Source organism: Mycobacterium stomatepiae, from assembly GCF_010731715.1.
Taxonomy (GTDB): Bacteria; Actinomycetota; Actinomycetes; order Mycobacteriales; family Mycobacteriaceae; genus Mycobacterium; species Mycobacterium stomatepiae.
Genome location: NZ_AP022587.1, coordinates 127,227 through 145,440 on the forward strand (window position 1 = coordinate 127,227; position 18,214 = coordinate 145,440).

An 18,214-nucleotide genomic window follows, 5' to 3' on the forward strand; every position below is an offset into this window, starting at 1 on the left:
GTGTGCTCAGCGTCGACGGCCGTAGCGGTCGGCGAGCTTCTCTTCGATGGTCATCGGGGTTTCGGGTGCCTTCGCCTGCTTTTCCTGGCGCCTGATCCGGATCTCCGAGTAGGCGAAATAGCCCAGCCCGATCGGGGCCAGGATGCCGAACGAAATCCACTGGATGCCATAGGACAGAAACGGGCCGGCGTCGAGGTGCGGCACGCCGATCAGGCCGAGCCCCCCGGGCTGATTCTCGACCAGTTGAAGATACGACCCGGCCAGCGGAATCTTGGTCAGCACGGAGACCTGGTCGGTATTGATCGAATACACTTGCTGCACACCGTCTCTGGAGAACGGCTCCTTGTCCGCAAGCGCCGGTTCGGAATCGCGCAGCCGCGCGGTCAGCGTCACCGTATCCTGCGGCGGGCGGGGGATCGGTGGGACGTGCGAGCCGGGCAGGGGGCGCACGTAGCCGCGGTCGACGAGAACAGTCGGCCCGCCGTCGACGACGAACGGGGCCAGCACCTCGAAGGCCTGATCTCCCTCAACGACTCGCAGCCGCGCCAGCACCTCGACGTCGGGTAGGTAATGCCCGGTTGCGGTCACCCTGCGCCACTGCGCGTTCGGTGCCGACGAATCCTGCTGCGGCAACGGGGTTTGCAACGGTACCGGCGCGGTATTCAGGGAGTTCTCGATCTGGTGATTCTCCCGCGACGTGCGGGCATTCTTTCCGAGCTGCCACGGCGCGAGCACCATGAAACACAGGTAGGTGAAGGCGATCACCACCAGGATTAGCGCGATCCAGCCTGGTCGTAGCAGGAATGCCAAGCGGCGCATCAACCGTGCCCGTTTTGCGCTAGTTGCTCGTCGACCCAGTCGTGCAGGCCGGGCAATGCGGCCTCAATGACGGTCAGCACCTCTTCGAAATCAGCCTGATTGCCGTAGTAGGGATCCTCGACGTCGAGTGCGTGGGCGCCCGAGCGCGGGTCGAACGAGCGCAGCATCCTGATCCGGTCGTCGTCGACACCGAGTTGCTGCAGCATCCGAAGATGGTTGCGGCCCAAGGCCACCACCAGGTCGGCGCCCAGGTGCTCGTCGTCGACCTGCGCGGCGCGGTGATCGGTGGAGTAGCCGTGGGCCCGGAGCACCTTGGCCGCCCGCTCATCGGCGCTACTGCCGACGTGCCAGTTGCCGGTGCCGGCACTGGTGACGCGGACCGCGTCGCCCAGGCCACGCTGCCGCAGCTGGTCGGCGAACATCTTCTCGGCCATCGGCGAGCGGCAGATGTTGCCGCTGCAGACAAAGGTCACGTGCAACTCAGACACCCAGCGCCCTCCGCAGCTCGGCGACCGTGGCCGCATGCGTCACGCCGGTGACGGCGTAGCCGTCGGCGAAATCGGCTTTGCCGTAACCCCAGCCGACGACGACGGTGTCGATGCCGTGTGCGGCCGCGCCATCGACGTCGTGGCTGCGGTCGCCGACCATCAGCACTCGCTCGGGCAGCGGCTGCAGCTGGGCCAATGCATGTGCCAGTACGTCCTCCTTGTTCCGGCGGGTGCCATCGGGCAGTGCGCCGGCGATGACCTCGAAGTGGTGGTCGAGGTCGAAGTGGGCAAGGACGCGCCGTGCCGTCGGCTCCAGCTTGGAGGTGGCCACGGCCAGCCGTACCCCGGCGGCACGCAGATCGGCGAGCAGTGGCTCGATGCCGTCGAACAAGCTGTTGTTCGACCAGCCCCGAGCGCCATACTCCGCCCGGAACACAGCGAACGCCGCGTCGGCGTCCTCGCCGAGCATCAGCTGGAACGTTTCGTCCATGGGCGGGCCGACGATCTGCGCGGCCAGGTCACCCTCGGGCACCGTGGCGCCGACATGCTCGAGCGCGTGGGTGAAGCTGGCGACGATCCCCGCCGCGGAATCGGTCAGGGTGCCGTCGAGGTCGAAGATCACCAGCTGGGGCGCCTGCCCGTGGGCCGAAACTGCTCCTGTCACGTCACCATTCTTGTCGATGGCGCGCAATGCGGGATCGAGGGCCTGGCTGGAGATGCGCTCAGTTCGCTTCTGGGGGATTCTTACTCTGGCTGACAACAGTTTTCGTTGCCTACCGGTTTTGCCAGCGTTGCGATTCCGGAAGGAAACACATGGCCAGCACCACCACCGAGTGGGAAAAGGCGGAGATCAACAAAGCCAACGCTTCGGGGCTGACTCCGGTGGTGTTCGTGCACGGCCTCTGGCTGCTGTCCAGCAGCTGGCAACGCTGGCGCGAGTTGTTCGAAGCCAACGGCTACACGACGATCGCCCCGGGCTGGCTCGACGATCCGGCCAGCGTCGCCGAGGCGTTCGAGCGCCCAGAAGTGTTCGCCCACAAGAAGGTTCAAGCCGTCACCGATCACTATCTGGAAGCCATCGGGCAGCTGACGAAGAAACCCGCGGTCGTCGGGCACTCCTTCGGTGGCTTGATCTCCCAGAAGATCGCGGGCACCGGCGCGTCGGTGGCGACCGTGTCGATCGACAACGCCCCGTTCAGAGGGATTCTGCCGCTGCCGTTCTCGGCGCTGCGCTCGTCGTTCCCGGTGCTGGGTAATCCCGCCAACTACGGCAAGGCCGTGGCCCTGACCTTCGATCAGTTCAAGTACGGATGGGCGAACAACCTCGACGAGGCCGAGGCCAGGGAGTTGCACGAGACCTATCACGTGCCGGCGCCAGGCCTGCCGCTGTTTCAGGCGGCGATCTCGAACTTCAATCCGGCCAGCGAGACCAAGGTGAACTCCAAGAATCCTGACCGCGGCCCGCTGTTGATCATCGCGGGGGAGAACGACAACACCGTGCCGCTGGCGGTCACCGAGGCCACTTTCAAACTTCAGTCCAAGCACAACCCGGGCGTGACCGAGATCGAACGGATTCCCGCCCGGGGCCACTCCCTGGTCATCGACAGCGGCTGGAAGGAAGTCGCCGACGTCTCCGTAAAGTTCATCCAGCGCTTCACCTGATTTTCGCGTCGCGCTGAACGCGACCGACGGTCCGCGCTGAGCGCGACGAGCCGGGCTATGCTTCGTTGACCACGGGGGCTGAAGGGTGATCAACGCATGCGCCGATTAACTGTCGGAGTCGCCATCGCTGTCACGATCCTCGTCGCCGGCTGCGGCGGCGGCAACGGAAACGCCCCAGCCTCGTCGACCACAACCGCGACCGCGACGTCGCCATCGAAGCCCCCGATCGCGCAGGCCGCGCTGTCGGGTCTGTTGCTCACGCCGGCCGAGATCGACACCCTGCTGGGCGTCACGGGATCGGCGAGCAAGGACAAAATCGACAAGCTGCAGGATGACTCGACCAAGCAGCCGCCGGGACCGCCGGGCTGGAAGTTTCCCGACGAGTGCGTTTACACGATGGGTCCCGCGGAGGCACCCGTATACGCGGGCAGCGGCAACACCGCGGTCAGCGGGGACGCCGACTCCACGTCGCTGGGAAGCGACCAGGACGTCATGGTGGGCCAGGTGGTGGTGTTGTTCCCCTCTGCCAAGGAGGCGAATGACTTCTTCACCACCTCCGCCCAGCGCTGGCCTGCCTGTGCGGACCGTCAAATCAACGTGCCTGGCAAAGACGACGGCGCCCAGATGACATTCAAGATGGGTCCGTTCGCCAACACGAACCGAATCTTGAGCATCACCCAGACGACGACGATGACCGTGAGTGGTCAACCCGACGCGATGACCGTCACCGTTCAGCGGGCGCTGACGGCGCGCAACAACGTCGTTGTCGACGTCGTCCTGATGCGCAAGGACCCGGCGGACTTGGGCGTCAAGGTCGCAGCTCAGATCGCCGCCAAGATCGACAAGCAGCAGTAGCCTTACCCGGGCGGTGCCCGGGCCCGACAGCGCGCACTAGTGTTTGTCGGATGGCGAGTCCGGAATCGATGGCGCGCTATCACGGTGATCAGGCCGCGGCGCCGGGGATCCTCGATTTCGCGGTCAACGTCCGCCACGCGCACCCACCGCACTGGCTGATCGAGCGGCTGAGCGCGCGGCTGCCGGATCTGGCCCGCTATCCCAGCCTTGACGACCAGCACCGGGCGCAAGACGTGGTCGCGCGGCGGCATGGCCGGACGCGCGACGAGGTGCTGCCGCTGGCCGGCGGCGCCGAGGGGTTCGCGTTGCTGCCCAACCTGCGCCCGGCGCTGGCGGCGCTGGTCGCGCCCTCGTTCACCGAGCCGGCCGTGGCGTTGAGCGCGGCCGGAGTACCGGTGCACCACGTCGTCGTCGACCCCCCGTTCGGCCTCGACGGCGTCTTGGAAGTACCGGAGGACGCCGACCTCGTCGTGGTGGGCAATCCGACCAACCCCACCTCGGTGCTGCATCGCCGCGAGCAGTTGCTCGCCCTGCGCCGGCCCGGGCGGATCCTGGTGGTCGACGAGGCGTTCGCGGATTCGATTCCCGGCGAGCCGGAGTCGCTCGCGGCCGACTCGCTGGCCGACGTGCTGGTGCTGCGCAGTCTGACCAAGACCTGGGCGTTGGCCGGACTGCGGGTCGGCTACGCTCTGGGCGCCCCGGACGTGTTGGCGCGGTTGACCGCCGAGCGCCCGCACTGGCCGGTCGGCACTTTGCAACTCACGGCGCTGGCCGCGTGCTGTGCCCCCCACGCGGTCGCCGACGCCGAAGCCGATGCGGTGCGGCTGGCGCAGCTGCGCACCGAGATGGCGGTCGGTCTGACGTCGGTGGGCGCCGACGTGGTCGACGGCCAGGCTCCGTTCCTGCTGTTGCGCGTCCCCGACGCCGTTAGGGTCCGAAACAGTTTGCACGACAAGGGGATTGCCGTGCGCCGCTGTGACACGTTCGTCGGCCTGGATGAGAGCTATCTGCGCGCCGCGGTGCGCCGGGAGTGGCCGCTGCTGGCCCAGGCGATCTCGGAGGCCAGGCCCGTCGCGAACAGCGGGAGGAATCGGTGAGCGCACGGTTGTCCGACGTGATCGCAGTCCTGGACGACGCGTATCCGCCGCGGCTTGCCCAATCATGGGATTCGGTCGGGCTGGTGTGCGGCGACCCTGGTGACGTGCTCGACTCGGTCACGATCGCGGTGGACGCGACGCCGGCGGTGGTGGACGAAGTTCCCGAGGGCGGCCTGCTGCTGGCTCATCATCCGCTGCTGTTGCGTGGGGTGGACACGGTCGCGGCCAGCACGCCCAAGGGTGCGCTGGTGCATCGCCTGATCCGAGGTGGGCGCTCCCTTTTCACCGCACACACCAACGCCGACTCGGCCTCGCCGGGTGTGTCGGACGCGCTGGCGACCGCCCTCGGCCTCACCGTCGAATCGGTGCTCGAACCGCGGTCGGAGCCGGCCGATCTCGACAAGTGGGTGATCTACGTGCCGCGCGCGAACGCCGAAGCGGTGCAGGCGGCCGTGTTCGAGGCCGGCGCCGGACACATCGGCGACTACTCGCACTGCAGCTGGAGCGTCAGCGGTATCGGGCAGTTCCTGCCGCACGACGGCGCCACGCCCGCGGTGGGCAGCGTCGGAACCGTCGAGCGGGTGGAGGAAGACCGGTTCGAGGTCATCGCGCCCGCGCGAGCCCGCGCCGCGCTGCTGGCCGCGATGCGCGCCGCCCACCCCTACGAGGAGCCCGCATTTGACATCTTCGCCCTGGTGCCTGTGCCCGGCGATGCGGGCTTGGGCCGTATCGGCACCCTTGCACAACCAGAATCGTTGCGCGCCTTCGTCTCCCGCGTCGGTGCCGCGCTGCCGCAGACGTCCTGGGGTGTGCGTGCCGCCGGCGACCCCGACCGGGTCGTCTCGCGGGTCGCGGTGTGTGGCGGCGCCGGGGATTCGCTGTTGAGTACCGCGGCCCGCGCCGATGTGGACGCCTACGTGACCGCCGACCTGCGCCACCATCCGGCCGACGAGCATCGCCGGGCCTCCGAGGTGGCGCTGATCGACGTCGCGCACTGGGCCAGCGAATTCCCCTGGTGCGGCCAAGCCGCCGAGATGTTGCGGTCCCGGTTCGGTACGGACCTGCGGGTGCACGTGTCCGCCACTCGTACCGACCCGTGGAATATGGGGCATCTCGGCCACCAAACACGGGGAGATCAATTATGAAAGCCGAAGCAGCACAGCAACGTTCGCTCTTGGAGTTGTCCGAGCTGGACGCGGAACTGTCCCGGATCGCGCATCGGGCCACCCGGCTGCCGCAACGCGAGGCGATCGAACGGATGCGCAGCGAGCACGACGCCGCCAATGACCGGCTAGGTGCGATGCGAATCGCATTGGAGGACTTGGACACCCAGGTGTCGCGGTACGAGTCGGAGATCGCGGCGGTGCGCCAGCGCGAAGACCGCGACCGGTCGTTGCTCGAATCGGGGGCTACCGATGTCAAGCGGTTGGCGGACCTGCAGCACGAACTGGAGACCCTGACCCGCCGTCGGGGCAGCCTGGAAGATTCGCTGCTGGAAGTCATGGAACGCCGGGAGGAGTTGCAGGCCCAGATGACCGCCGAGCAGGAAGCGATGGAGAAGCTGCAGGCGGACCTGGCCGGCGCGCAGCAGGGCCTCGATGCCGCACTGGCCGAAATCGACGAGACTCGCCAGACGCACGCGCAGCAACGCGACAGGCTGGCCGCGGCCCTGAACCCCGAGTTGTCCGCGCTCTACGAGCGGCAGCGCGCCGAGGGAGGGCCGGGTGCCGGACCGCTACTGGGACATCGCTGTGGCGCGTGCCGGATCGAGATCGACCGGGGAGAGCTGGCCCGCATCTCGGCGGCGGCCGACGACGACGTGGTGCGCTGCCCGGAGTGTGGCGCGATCCTGCTGCGGGTCAAGGGGCTTGGTCAGTGAAGGTTGTCATCGAAGCCGACGGCGGGTCCCGCGGCAATCCCGGGCCGGCCGGATACGGCGCGGTGGTGCACACCGCCGACCGCGCGACCGTGCTGGCCGAAAGCAAGCAGGCCATCGGCCATGCGACCAACAATGTCGCCGAATACCGCGGGCTGATAGCCGGTTTGGAAGATGCCGTGCGGGTTGGGGCCAGCGAGGCCGCCGTCTTCATGGATTCCAAGCTGGTGGTCGAGCAGATGTCGGGGCGGTGGAAAGTCAAGCACCCGGATCTGATTGAGCTGCACGCCGAGGCGCGAAAGCTCGCGGTGCGCTTCGACCGGATCAGCTACACGTGGATGCCGCGCGAACGTAACAAGCATGCCGATCGGCTGGCCAACGAAGCGATGGACGCCGCGGCCGAGGTTGACGCCGAGATTTCCGCCCCGGGGATTGCCGAACCCGCGACCGCCCCGGGGGTTGGCGAACCCGCGACCGACCCGGGGGCTCCGGTCGCGAAATCTGCTGCGACGCAATCATCGTCGGCGCCCGGCTGGACCGGCGCGCGGGGCACCCCGACCAGGCTGCTGTTGCTGCGCCACGGGCAGACCGCGCTGTCGGTGCAGCGCCGCTATTCCGGGCGCGGCAACCCGGAACTCACCGACCTGGGACGCCAGCAGGCGAAGGCGGCGGCACGGTATCTGGCCGAACGGGGCGGTATTGCCGCGGTGATCTCCTCGCCACTGCTACGGGCCCACGACACGGCGGGCGTGGCCGCCAAGGCGCTGGGCCTGGACGTGACCGTGGACGACGACCTGATCGAGACCGATTTCGGAGGCTGGGAGGGGTTGACGTTCGCCGAGGCTGCCGAACGCGATCCCGAACTGCACACCCGTTGGTTGCGCGACACCAGCACGGAGCCGCCGGGCGGCGAGAGTTTCGATGCCGCACTGCGGCGGGTGCTGCAGGCGCGCGAACGCATCATCGCCACCTATCAGGGCGCCACGGTGCTGGTCGTCTCCCATGTCACGCCGATCAAGATGCTGCTGCGCCTGGCCCTGGATGCCGGGCCCGGCATCCTGTACAGATTGCATCTTGACCTGGCATCCTTGAGCATCGGCGAGTTCTATTCAGACGGGGCATCTTCGGTGCGACTCGTGAATCAGACCGGCTATCTCTAGCCGCTAGGAGCAGTAGATGTCGCCGGATCAAGCACCGGACGAATCGTCGGGCGGAGTTCCGCCAGATATTCGGGCGCAGGTGATGCCGGCGGTGCTCGACGAGCTGGCCCGCTGGGGCGTCGAGCGGTTCAGCGTCGAGGCACTTGCCGAGCGGCACCGTCTCGACGCGGCGATGATTTACCGGCACTGGGGCGATCGTCAACGGCTGATCGTCGATGCGGCGCTGGCCGATCTCGAGGCGTGGGACGTGCAAACGGATACCGGCTCGTTGCGCGGGGACCTGGAGTCATTGGCCCGCAATGTGACCGCGCGAATCAACACCGAGATCGGCCGAACCTTTCTGCGCGCGTTGGTGATGGGGCACGGCGGACGTCACGACGAAGAGACCCGGATGATGTTCTGGCGAGCTCGTTTTGCCGTGGCACGCAGGCTCATCGACCGGGCCAAGGAGCGCGGCGAAGTGCGTGACGGCGTCAGCACCCTGGCCGCGGTGCAGATTGTGTTGGCGCCGATCAACATTCGCGCACTGTATTCGGACGCGACGATCGACGACGAATACTGCACGGCGGTCATCGACATGGCCTACCACGCGATCGCCCGCAAGTAGCCGCTCAAACAGAGGGAAGGATCCGCCCACCACCTGCTGGACCGTCAGGCTGCGTTGGCGTGCTTTGCTGACTGACCAGCCGGTAGGGCAGGCGGCGCAGCGTGGTGCCGTCAATGCTGACGGCGAATGTGTACGACCCGAGCTTGTCGAACGCGAGAATCGGCACGTTGACGGCCAACGCGACATTCTGGCTTGTGCCGGCTTCGAGTTGGGATGGACGGCCGAGGTTGAATCGGAGATCGATGCTGAACGCTTGAGGATCGGTCGAATTCGTCTTCACCTCAACCGGATTGCCATCAGCGTCCAGCAGAGCGATGCGGACCGCATGATCTCTGTTCGTCTCCGCCCAAGAGACGTCAATGACGAGTCCCAACGACAGTGACACCGACCATGGGCCGGGTTGGCCCGCCGGAATAACGGATTGGTCGATCCCGCCTCCCAACACGTAGAGCCGGTTGTTCTGAACCTCCGCGTGGTTGCATAGCAGGGCCGCCAATTCCATAGTCGATCGCCTACTTCTAATCAATCTGATGTCCAGTACGGTAGCAAGTTTCAGCTCGACAACGTGATCGCTTGCTCCGGGCAGTTTTTCTCCCCGACGACCGCCTGCTCCTCCATCTCACCCAAGACGTCCTCGATGAGGATCACACAGTGGCCTACCTCGTCGGCGTCGAAGACGTCGGGCGCCAGGCTGTAGCAGCGGCCGTGGCCGGTGCACAGGTCGGGGTCGACCGAGACCCGACTCACGACACTCCGAAGATCAGCGGCAGCGATTCCACCGATCTCAGCGCGGCCGTATAGGTCAGCTGGGTGCCGGGCTTGATCTCGTAATCCGGTATGCAACGGTGGAATTCGCGCAACGCCACCCGCAACTCCATGCGGGCCAGATGCGAGCCAAGGCAGCGGTGTGGTCCGCCACCGAAGGCGCGGTGGCGGTTGGGGCTGCGGCGGAAGTCGACCAACTCCGGGTCGGGAAATTCGGTGGGGTCGGTGTTGGCCGCGCCGACCAACGGACTGACCCGCTCACCCTTGGCGATCGGGCACCCGCCCACTTCGACGTCTTGCATAGCGACCCGCACTACACCGGGAACCGGTGTCTCCCAACGCAATAACTCCTCGATCGCGTGCGGCAGGATGTCGGGTTCGACGACCAGCTGATGCCGGTGGTCGGGGTGCTGCGCGAGGTAGACGAAGAAACAATCGAGCGAGTCGGTGACCGTATCCAGCCCGGCGATCAGGAACAGGAAGCAGATATCGAGCAGCTCGTCGCGCGACAGGGGTTGCCCGTCGACCTGGGCCGCGATCATCGCGGACAGCACGTCGTCACGAGGGCTGGCGATGTGGTCGTCGATGGCGCGGTCGAAGTACTTGTAAATCTGTTGCGCCACCGGCGCCGCGGATTCGTGGCGGCGGTCATAGCCGGAGTCGCCTTCGGGGCGGATCACCCCGTCCTTCCACAACAGGAACTGGTCGAGGTCCTCCAACGGCAGCCCGAGCAACTGCAGGAAGACGGTGCACGGCAACGGCACCGCGAACTCCTCGTGGAAGTCGCATTCGCCGCGGTCGGCGAATCGGTCGATCATCTCGTTCACCAGCGCGGCGACGTGCGGCTCGCGCCGCGCCATCTCCCGGGGAGTGAACAGGGGATCGAGGATGCGGCGGTACTTCGCGTGCTCGGGCGGATCGATTTGCAGCGGAATCAGCGGTCGGACGTTACCCAGATCGACCGCGTCCATGTTCGACGAGAACAGCTCGGTGCGCTTGAGCGCCATCTCGATATCGGCCAGCCGGCTGAGCACCACCGCCTGGGGCGAGCGGAACACCGGACTCGACTCGCGCAGCGCCTTGTACATCGGCTGGGGCTCGGCGATGCCCGCTACCGCCTGATCGACGTAAGCATCGGCTTCTGTCATCTCGACAGCGTGACACCAAACGTCCTTATTGGGCAATGGTCGAATAAGCCCGGGAGGGGTCGCTGGCCAGGAGATTGACCAGCGAGTACCGTGTTCGTGCGGACGAGTTGGCTGGGCGGCCGCGGCTCGCGCCCATGCGGCGACGAGTCGAGGAAAGTCCGGACTTCACAGAGCAGGGTGATTGCTAACAGCAATCCGAGGCGACTCGCGGGAAAGTGCCACAGAAAACAAACCGCCACCTTCGCGGTGGTAAGGGTGAAACGGTGCGGTAAGAGCGCACCAGCACCCCGGGTGACCGGGGTGGCTCGGCAAACCCCACCCGAAGCAAGGTCAAGAAGGCCGCACCGAAAGGTGTGGCCGCGCAGGCGCTTGAGGGTAGCTCGCCCGAGCCTGCGGGTAGGCCGCTTGAGGCACCCGGCAACGGTGTGTCCAGATGGATGGTCGCCGCCGTGCCGCCGTTGCTTACGCCGCGGCGGTGGGGAACAGAATCCGGCTTACAGGCCAACTCGCCCGCCCCGCCCGCGCGGGACAAGGTTGAGTCAGTGCGCTTTTTTGACCGATTTGTCGAGCTTGCGCAGCGCCTCGTCGAGCTGCTGACGGCAGCTCTCGGCCAGGTCGGACTCCTGCTGGTAGAGCAGGCCGTAGGTGAAGGTGTCTTCGCCCGCGGCGTGCGCCGCGTCGGCCTGCTGGATCAGATGGTCGCGGCTGACCACGCTGTCTTGATGATCGCCGAGCAACGTCTGGATGGCCTTGGCCTGCTTGGAGACGTCGTCCGCGCCGGTCGCCGCTGCGGTATAGCGAAGTCGCTTGGCGCGCTTGCGAATTACATGCAGCGCCTCGTCGCGATCGTGCTCTTCGTCGTCGTCGTGGTCCGCGTCGGTGGCCGGCTCGGCGTGTTCCTCGTGGGCGGCCTGGTCGGCTTCGGCGGCGGCCTTGGCGGCCTTGCGCACCTTCTTGTAAGCGGCGTCGATGGTGACCGGGGGTGGCTGCTCGCCGGCCGCGGTGACCGGGCTTTCGGCCACGATCGAATCGAGCGCGTCTAGCAGCCGGAAGTAGCGCTGCGTCCACATCGCGAGCAACGACCGTCGCCAGCCCGCGTGATAGCGGCGTTTGGCGCCCTCGACCAGGCGTTCGCGCACCGGTCCACGCACCAGTTCGGGTGCCAGCCGGTCGAGCTCCTGCTCGTAGCGCTGCGCGAGCACCTCGGCATCGCGTGCCACACCCAACACCGCGGCGAGCTCGCGCAGTTCGTCGAGGACCCAGGCGTGGGTGTCGTCGGACAATCCGGCCTGGGCGTCCTTCAGTAGGCTGCGGATCTTGCGGGTGGTGACCCGCATCTGGTGCACGGAGTCGAAGACGTCGGCGCGCACCGCGCGATCCCATACCACCAGCTCGCGGACCTGCTCGGCGACCGCCCGCTGTACCGGATCTTCCGGCGGCTTGGACCCGTTGGACGGCACCGTCGTCCCGAGCACCCGGGCCAGCTTCGACGCGTGATTGGCGGGTTCACCGCCGGCGTCCAGCAGCCGATTGCTCAGCCGGCTAAGCAGCTCGGTGTCGTTGGCCCCACGCGATTCGTCGAGCTCGAGTTCCCACTCGCGCCACTCCTGCACCACGGGCTCCGCGTCGGGGCTGTCGGTCGCATTCGCCGCCCAGGCCCGGACGTGGTCGTTGCTGAACTCCGCGAAAGGAGCGCCCTGGATGCCGTAGAGCACCTGGCTTTCTCGTTGGGTCGTGATTCGGGCGACCGGTCGCAGCGGCCGGTCGCGCACGATCGCCAGCACCACGTCCAGCAATTCGCCCGGGACGGTGTCGTCGTCCGCGGAGCCCAGCGGGCTGCGGATCTCGGTGCGGGCGTCGGGCCCGGCCGGCAGCTTGAGGTGCCAGCCGGCGTCGTGGCCACCGGTGCGGCGACGCAACGTGATCTTGTTGCGGGCGAGGTCCTGCGTCTGGGTGTCGAAGTATGTCGCGTCCAGCGATTGCGTCGGCAACGTCTCGACCCGGGCCACCGTCGCGATGCCTTCGAACGACGGTGTGACCGTCGAATCGGGGACGTCGAACTTGCGCTCCACCTCCAGATGGCGCGAGGGTTCTGGCATTATTTTTCGGCTCCGTAAGGGCGGCGCCGACGCGGCATTACGCGGTCATCGACGCTCGTAAATGGTTACCCATAGGGTGCCACACCGCGGTTGCACCGCCGGCAGTGATCGGTTGCTGCGGCGTGTCCACCGCACGATCGGCTACGGGGGCGGGGGAGGCGGCGGCGTGGTGTCTTCCGGCATCGGCGCGTAATCCGCCGGCGGCGGCACGTAGCGCTGGATGGCGTCGCCGATGTTGGCGCAACCGCTGACCGAGACGCGTCGGCCGGCGCCGACACAGACGGAGGCTTCCGCCTGACCGTCGGATCCCGTCGCGATAACGATTCCGGGAATCGAGCTGAACGCCAACACGGCCAACAATGTCTTGATCCAGCGCCGCCGATTCATTTCGCAAGCATATCGATTCCGGCGGCCACCGAGGCGGGGTTTTGCTTGTTCGCCACATAAATGAATTTGGTCCATAAGATCGCCGAAACCGCTTATGGTTTGCCTGCCGGTACGTTTCGGATACCTGATGGAGGAGCTACCGATGTTTGTCGCACTCACCACGTCGCGCGCGGTCGTCGGCGGAATTGCCGCCGGCGCTGTCAGCGGCGCAATGCTTTTCGCCGCAGCAGGCTTGGCTCAAGCGGACCCCGAGCCGCCGCCACCGAACTGCACGGCGGCCGACCTCGCCCAGGTTTCGGCGGGTGTCGCGGCGTCGACGTCGGTGTATCTGTTCAGCCATCCGGACGTCAACGCGTACTTCACCAGCTTGAAAGGCCAGCCCCGCAGCGAGATTGGCGATCAGATCAAGCAGTACATGGACGCCAACCCGCAGGCGCACGACGACCTGGAAGCAATTCGGCAGCCGCTGACCGATTTCAAGGGTCGCTGCGGAATGCAGTAGCTCAGAAGCAGTGTTCGTCGGCCGGGAAAACTCCGCCGGCCACTTCTTTCGCGTATTGGGTTGCGGCCCGGCGCAATTCGTCGCCGACGTTCGCGAATCGCTTGACGAATCGCGCCGACTTGCCACCGCTCATACCGGCCATGTCCTGCCAGACCAACACCTGCGCGTCGCAGTTCGGCCCGGCGCCGATCCCGACGGTCGGGATGGTCAGCTTGCCGGTGATCTGGGTGGCCAGCTCGGCGGGCACCATCTCCATCACAACGGAGAACGCGCCGGCTTCGGCGACGGCGATCGCATCGTGCACGGTCTGCTCCGCCGCGTCGCCGCGGCCCTGAACCTTGAAGCCGCCCAGGCTGTTGACGCTTTGCGGCGTGAAGCCGATGTGGGCCATCACCGGGATGCCGGCGGCGGTCAGGCAGGTGATCTGCTCGGCCACCCGCTCACCGCCCTCGAGCTTGACCGCGTGCGCGCCGCCTTCCTTCATGAACCGGGTGGCGGCGGCCAGAGCGGCGGTGGGGCCGGCCTCGTAGCTGCCGAACGGCAGGTCGGCGACCACCAGGGCATGCGGCGCACCCCGAACAACGCCGCGAACCAAGGGGATCAGCTCGTCGATCGAGACCGGCACCGTGGTGTCGTAGCCGTACACGACGTTGGCCGCCGAATCGCCGACCAGTAACACCGGGATGCCGGCCTCGTCGAACACCCGAGCGGTCGAATAGTCGTAAGCCGTGAGCATCGCCCACTTGTGGCCTTCGGCTTTCATTTTCTGGAGATGATGCGTGCGGATTTTGGTCCGGGGCGCTTGTGCAGCTTCAGCAGCTTCATGCGCCGCGTTTGCACCGTAAACGTTCTGCTCAGACATCATTGTCCCTAATGGGTGGTCGGGTCGATCCTCGTGGCCGCTAAAGGTCCCCGGGTTCGTCTGACTTTCTCCATTCTGCCATCTCTGCAGCGCGGTTGGAACGCCGCAAGGGTGTGAGACGTGCCATTGTGCGCATCCGTCGACATCGAATAAGTACTGGTCGGCGACGGGCGGTGGCCGCTCACGGAAGTCTCAGGTTGTCTCTGGCAGCATGTGTTGGCATGAGTCTGACTCGCCGCGACAAGTTCGCGCGCACGCTTCTGGCCTCGACAGCGGTTGCCGCCGTGGCGCTGGTGCTGGGGGGCTGCGTGCACGTTGTCGCCGGGCACCCGCTGATGGCGGGCCCCAAATTGGGGCAGCCGGTGGAGTGGACGCCATGCCGGGTCGCCAGTGGATCGGTGAAGCTTCCCAACGGCGCCATGTGCGGCAAGCTCGCCGTGCCCGTCGACTACGACCACCCCGGCGGTGACGTCGCGACCCTGGCGATGATTCGTTTCCCCGCGACCGGCGACAAACTCGGCTCGCTGGTGATCAACCCCGGTGGACCGGGTGAATCCGGTATCGAAGCCGCGCTCGGCGTCGTTCAGTCGCTGCCCAAGCGGGTCCGTGAGCGGTTCGACCTGGTCGGGTTCGACCCGCGCGGCGTCGGGTCGTCGCGCCCGGCGATCTGGTGTAACTCCGACGCCGACAACGACCGGCTGCGCACCGAGCCGAGCGTCGACTACAGCCCGGCCGGCGTCGCTCACATGGAGGACGAGACTAAACAGTTCATCGGCCGCTGCGTCGACAAGATGGGCAAGGACTTTCTGGCCAACGTCGGAACCGTCAACGTCGCCAAGGATCTGGACACCATCCGTGCGGCACTCGGTGACGACAAGCTGACCTACCTGGGCTACTCGTACGGCACCCGGATCGGGGCCGCCTACGCCGAGGCGTTCCCGCACAACGTGCGGGCGATGATCCTGGACGGCGCCGTCGACCCCAACGCCGACCCGATCGAAGCAGATCTGCGTCAGGCCAAGGGATTTCAGGACGCGTTCAACGACTACGCCGCCGACTGCGCCAAGAAGTCGAGCTGCCCGCTGGGCACCGACCCGTCCAAGGCCGTCGACGTCTACCACAGCCTGATCGATCCGATGGTCGACCCGAACAACCAATTGGTCGGCAAGCCGATACCGACCAAGGACCCGCGCGGGTTGAGCTACAGCGACGCCGTTGTGGGCACGATCATGGCGCTCTACTCGCCGACGCTGTGGCATCACCTCGCCGACGGCCTGACGGAGCTGACCGACAACCACGGCGACACCCTGCTTGCGCTGGCCGATATGTACATGCGTCGCGACCCGCACGGCCACTACACGAACGCCACCGACGCGCGGGTGGCGATCAACTGCGTCGATCAGCCGCCAATTACCGACCGCGCCAAGGTAATTGACGAAGATCGCCGCTCCCGCGAGATCGCCCCGTTCATGAGCTACGGCAAGTTCACCGGTGACGCGCCGCTGGGCACCTGCGCCTTTTGGCCCGTGCCGCCGACCAGCAAGCCGCACGCGGTGTCGGCGCCGGGCCTGGCCCCGACCGTCGTGGTGTCGACCACGCACGATCCGGCGACGCCGTACAAGGCCGGCGTCGATCTGGCGGGTCAGTTGCACGGCTCGCTGCTGACCTTCGATGGCACTCAGCACACGGTCGTCTTCCAGGGCGACAGTTGCGTCGACGACTACGTCACGGCGTATCTGATCGGCGGCACCACGCCGCCCAACGGCGCAAAGTGCTAACTGCACCCGAAGGCTGAGTTGCCGTGGCGACGCGCCGGGCCCGAGACCAAGGCGTGACCGATTCGCGCCATCACAGGTACCGGAGCCTGCGACGATTGACAGCCATGTCGCGCCTGAGAATGTTGAGCTCGGCGCTGCTGTCGTTAGGCCTGTTGGTTGCCCTGCAACCGGCACTGCCCCTAGCTGGCGCAACCCCGGAACCCGGTGAGGGTCAGGGCCCGAACCCGGCGGCACCGGCAGCGGTGCCGCCGCCGAGCTGGGGCAGCTGCAGCCAAGTTCTCTCCGACAGCAGCGACGTTCCGACCGCACAGTGCACCACCGTGTCGGTCCCGGTTGATTACAACAATCCCGCTGGGGCGCAAGCGAAGTTGGCGGTAATCAAGGTGCCGGCCACCGGCCAGCGGATCGGGTCACTGTTGATCAATCCGGGCGGGCCCGGCGGATCGGCCGTCGACATGGTGGCCGGCATGGCGCCCGATCTGCAGAACACCGACATCACCCGCCACTTCGATCTGGTCGGGTTCGATCCGCGCGGCGTCGGACACTCCACCCCGTCGCTGCGCTGCCGCACCGATGCCGAATTCGACGCGTACCGGACTGAGCCGATGGTCGACTACAGCCAGACGGGCGTGGCACACATCGAGCAGATCTACCGCCAGCTGGCGCAGGAATGCGTGAGTCGGATGGGCAAGGCCTTCCTGGCCAACGCCGGTACCGCGTCCGTCGCACGCGACATGGACATGGTGCGTCGGGCGCTCGGTGACGAGCAGATCAACTACCTCGGCTACAGCTACGGCACCGAGCTCGGCACCGCGTACCTGGAACACTTCGCCGACCACGTGCGGACGATGGTGCTCGACGGCGCCATCGACCCGACCGTCGACCCGATTCAGGAAAACATCAGTCAGACAGCGGGATTCCAAACCGCGTTCAACGACTACGCCGCCGACTGCGCGCACTCTCCGGCCTGTCCGCTGGGCACCGACCCGGCTCAGTTCGTCAACCGCTACCACGCATTGGTCGACCCGCTTGTCGCCAAGCCGGGCCGCACCTCGGACCCGCGCGGCCTGAGCTACGCCGACGCGACCACCGGCACGATCAATGCGCTTTACACCCCGCAGCATTGGAAGTACCTGACGAGCGGCCTGCTCGGGTTGCAGCGCGGCGCCGACGCGGGCGACCTGCTGCTGCTGGCCGACGACTACCAAGGCCGTGACAAGCACGGGCATTACGACAACGACCAAGACGCGTTCAACGCCGTCCGGTGTGTCGACGCGCCGGCACCGTCGGATCCGGCGGCCTGGATCTCCGCCGATCAGCAGATCCGCCAGGCCGCGCCGTTCCTGAGCTACGGGCAGTTCACCGGCGACGCGCCCCGCGATCTGTGCGCATTGTGGCCGGTGCCGGCGACGTCGGCGCCGCACACCACGGCGCCGGTGGCGCTCGGGAAGGTCGTCGTGGTCTCCACGACGCACGACCCGGCGACCCCGTATCAGGCGGGAGTCAGCTTGGCCCGCCAGCTAGGCGCCCCGCTGATCACCTTCGACGGGACCCAGCACACCGCGACGTTCGGTGGAAACCAGTGCGTGGATGGCGCGGTCATGCGCTACTTCATGACGGGTACACCGCCGCCGGCGTTGCATTGCCAGCCCTGAGCCGACCTGCGATTGGCCGACTTTCCGGGCGCAGGCCGGGCTGCTACGAATTGAATTCAAATAGCTCGCCGACCCTCGACACCCCGGCGAAATCCCTGGGTTCCCAGTGTCACCTGGTCAAGGCGTCCTGCAGACCCTGATTGATCCGGTCTTGCGTCGTCTGGCCGGGGGCCGGGGGCGGCGTTTGGCAGGTGCAGGTGAGGTCGCTGAAGGCGGGGTCGGCCACGACGGGCTTGGCTTGTGAGACGGGTTGCGCGATCGCAACACCGAGACCGATTGCCCCGACGGCGAGAAGTTTGGTGATCACGTCCAGTACCTCCTGGTAAAGCGTCCTGCGTGGCGTAACCACTTTAGTAGGTTACGCATTTCCGACCGAAACCGGTAGCCGCACGAGTCGGTTACGGGATTGGTGTGCCGGGTTCGCGTCGTCGGCGAGCGGTGCGCGTTCGGGCTG

20 protein-coding genes and 1 other RNA gene are annotated in these 18,214 nt (G+C 66.8%); 11 read left to right on the forward strand and 10 right to left on the reverse strand.

The features are described 5' to 3' along the window. Positions 1–6: 6 nt before the first annotated feature. From G6N54_RS00665 to G6N54_RS00675, 3 genes are read right to left on the reverse strand one after another with little or no spacing between them, the layout of a single operon-like run. On the reverse strand, positions 7–819 hold the full coding sequence (locus G6N54_RS00665) for an SURF1 family cytochrome oxidase biogenesis protein (protein ID WP_163788101.1): 813 nt from the start codon (positions 817–819) through the stop codon (positions 7–9). Beyond that, positions 819–1,307 carry a low molecular weight protein-tyrosine-phosphatase gene (locus G6N54_RS00670; RefSeq protein ID WP_264078306.1) on the reverse strand — a complete coding sequence of 163 codons (489 nt, stop codon included), beginning with the start codon at positions 1,305–1,307 and terminating at the stop codon, positions 819–821. Before G6N54_RS00670 ends, G6N54_RS00665 begins: the two co-directional genes overlap by 1 nt. Further along, positions 1,300–1,971: an HAD-IA family hydrolase gene (locus G6N54_RS00675; RefSeq protein ID WP_179969138.1), complete on the reverse strand. Its 672-nt coding sequence runs from the start codon at positions 1,969–1,971 to the stop codon at positions 1,300–1,302. The genes G6N54_RS00670 and G6N54_RS00675 overlap by 8 nt, the downstream gene beginning before the upstream one ends. 149 nt (positions 1,972–2,120) lie before the next feature. On the opposite strand from G6N54_RS00675, the gene G6N54_RS00680 reads away from it, so the two are divergent. The 7 genes from G6N54_RS00680 to G6N54_RS00710 all read left to right on the forward strand — a co-directional run bounded on the left by G6N54_RS00680 (position 2,121) and on the right by G6N54_RS00710 (position 8,564). Beyond that, positions 2,121–2,969 (forward strand): alpha/beta hydrolase, encoded by an 849-nt coding sequence (locus tag G6N54_RS00680; protein ID WP_163788103.1) that lies wholly within the window; start codon positions 2,121–2,123, stop codon positions 2,967–2,969. 96 nt (positions 2,970–3,065) lie between these two features. Next, positions 3,066–3,824 carry a sensor domain-containing protein gene (locus G6N54_RS00685; protein ID WP_163788104.1) on the forward strand — a complete coding sequence of 253 codons (759 nt, stop codon included), beginning with the start codon at positions 3,066–3,068 and terminating at the stop codon, positions 3,822–3,824. Between the two features lie 50 nt (positions 3,825–3,874). Further along, a complete protein-coding gene (cobC, locus tag G6N54_RS00690) occupies positions 3,875–4,921 on the forward strand; it encodes an Rv2231c family pyridoxal phosphate-dependent protein CobC (protein WP_163788105.1) in 1,047 nt (348 codons plus the stop codon). After that, positions 4,918–6,066: a Nif3-like dinuclear metal center hexameric protein gene (locus G6N54_RS00695; protein ID WP_163788106.1), complete on the forward strand. Its 1,149-nt coding sequence runs from the start codon at positions 4,918–4,920 to the stop codon at positions 6,064–6,066. The genes cobC and G6N54_RS00695 overlap by 4 nt, the downstream gene beginning before the upstream one ends. After that, complete coding sequence (locus G6N54_RS00700) at positions 6,063–6,800, forward strand: zinc ribbon domain-containing protein (protein WP_163788107.1); 738 nt, start codon at positions 6,063–6,065, stop codon at positions 6,798–6,800. Before G6N54_RS00695 ends, G6N54_RS00700 begins: the two co-directional genes overlap by 4 nt. Next, complete coding sequence (locus G6N54_RS00705) at positions 6,797–7,957, forward strand: bifunctional RNase H/acid phosphatase (protein WP_163788108.1); 1,161 nt, start codon at positions 6,797–6,799, stop codon at positions 7,955–7,957. Before G6N54_RS00700 ends, G6N54_RS00705 begins: the two co-directional genes overlap by 4 nt. Before the next feature lie 16 nt (positions 7,958–7,973). Then, positions 7,974–8,564, forward strand: a complete 591-nt coding sequence (locus tag G6N54_RS00710) for a TetR-like C-terminal domain-containing protein (protein WP_163788109.1) — start codon at positions 7,974–7,976, stop codon at positions 8,562–8,564. A 4-nt stretch (positions 8,565–8,568) separates the two neighbouring features. Here the strand turns inward: G6N54_RS00710 and G6N54_RS00715 are convergent, their stop codons facing one another. Genes G6N54_RS00715 through G6N54_RS00725 form a run of 3 tightly spaced genes read right to left on the reverse strand, consistent with a single transcriptional unit; the run spans position 8,569 to position 10,477 of the window. After that, complete coding sequence (locus tag G6N54_RS00715; protein ID WP_163788110.1) at positions 8,569–9,066, reverse strand: DUF6941 family protein; 498 nt, start codon at positions 9,064–9,066, stop codon at positions 8,569–8,571. A gap of 50 nt (positions 9,067–9,116) precedes the next feature. After that, on the reverse strand, positions 9,117–9,311 hold the full coding sequence (locus tag G6N54_RS00720) for a ferredoxin (RefSeq protein WP_163788111.1): 195 nt from the start codon (positions 9,309–9,311) through the stop codon (positions 9,117–9,119). Next, entirely contained in the window at positions 9,308–10,477 is a 1,170-nt protein-coding gene (locus tag G6N54_RS00725; RefSeq protein WP_163788112.1) for a cytochrome P450, read from the reverse strand. The genes G6N54_RS00720 and G6N54_RS00725 overlap by 4 nt, the downstream gene beginning before the upstream one ends. A gap of 103 nt (positions 10,478–10,580) precedes the next feature. Between G6N54_RS00725 and rnpB the strand changes: the two genes are divergently transcribed. After that, an RNA gene (gene rnpB / locus G6N54_RS00730) (RNase P RNA component class A) lies at positions 10,581–10,990 on the forward strand. A 26-nt stretch (positions 10,991–11,016) separates the two neighbouring features. On the opposite strand, the gene G6N54_RS00735 is transcribed toward rnpB, so the two are convergent. Both G6N54_RS00735 and G6N54_RS00740 read right to left on the reverse strand, forming a co-directional pair. After that, entirely contained in the window at positions 11,017–12,576 is a 1,560-nt protein-coding gene (locus tag G6N54_RS00735; RefSeq protein WP_163788113.1) for a CYTH and CHAD domain-containing protein, read from the reverse strand. Between the two features lie 141 nt (positions 12,577–12,717). Then, positions 12,718–12,963, reverse strand: coding sequence for a hypothetical protein (locus tag G6N54_RS00740; RefSeq protein ID WP_163788114.1), 246 nt, complete (start codon positions 12,961–12,963; stop codon positions 12,718–12,720). A gap of 127 nt (positions 12,964–13,090) precedes the next feature. On the opposite strand from G6N54_RS00740, the gene G6N54_RS00745 reads away from it, so the two are divergent. Next, the gene (locus tag G6N54_RS00745; RefSeq protein WP_372513269.1) at positions 13,091–13,465 is read left to right on the forward strand and encodes a heme-binding protein; all 375 of its coding nucleotides are present in this window, start codon (positions 13,091–13,093) and stop codon (positions 13,463–13,465) included. Between the two features lies 1 nt (position 13,466). Here the strand turns inward: G6N54_RS00745 and panB are convergent, their stop codons facing one another. Beyond that, on the reverse strand, positions 13,467–14,327 hold the full coding sequence (panB, locus tag G6N54_RS00750; protein WP_163788115.1) for a 3-methyl-2-oxobutanoate hydroxymethyltransferase: 861 nt from the start codon (positions 14,325–14,327) through the stop codon (positions 13,467–13,469). A 221-nt stretch (positions 14,328–14,548) separates the two neighbouring features. On the opposite strand from panB, the gene G6N54_RS00755 reads away from it, so the two are divergent. Then, on the forward strand, positions 14,549–16,105 hold the full coding sequence (locus G6N54_RS00755) for an alpha/beta hydrolase (RefSeq protein WP_163788116.1): 1,557 nt from the start codon (positions 14,549–14,551) through the stop codon (positions 16,103–16,105). 95 nt (positions 16,106–16,200) lie between these two features. Then, the gene (locus tag G6N54_RS00760; protein WP_163788117.1) at positions 16,201–17,760 is read left to right on the forward strand and encodes an alpha/beta hydrolase; all 1,560 of its coding nucleotides are present in this window, start codon (positions 16,201–16,203) and stop codon (positions 17,758–17,760) included. A 109-nt stretch (positions 17,761–17,869) separates the two neighbouring features. Here G6N54_RS00760 and G6N54_RS00765 read toward each other — a convergent pair whose 3' ends face one another. Further along, positions 17,870–18,109: a hypothetical protein gene (locus G6N54_RS00765; protein WP_163788118.1), complete on the reverse strand. Its 240-nt coding sequence runs from the start codon at positions 18,107–18,109 to the stop codon at positions 17,870–17,872. Positions 18,110–18,214: the final 105 nt, after the last annotated feature.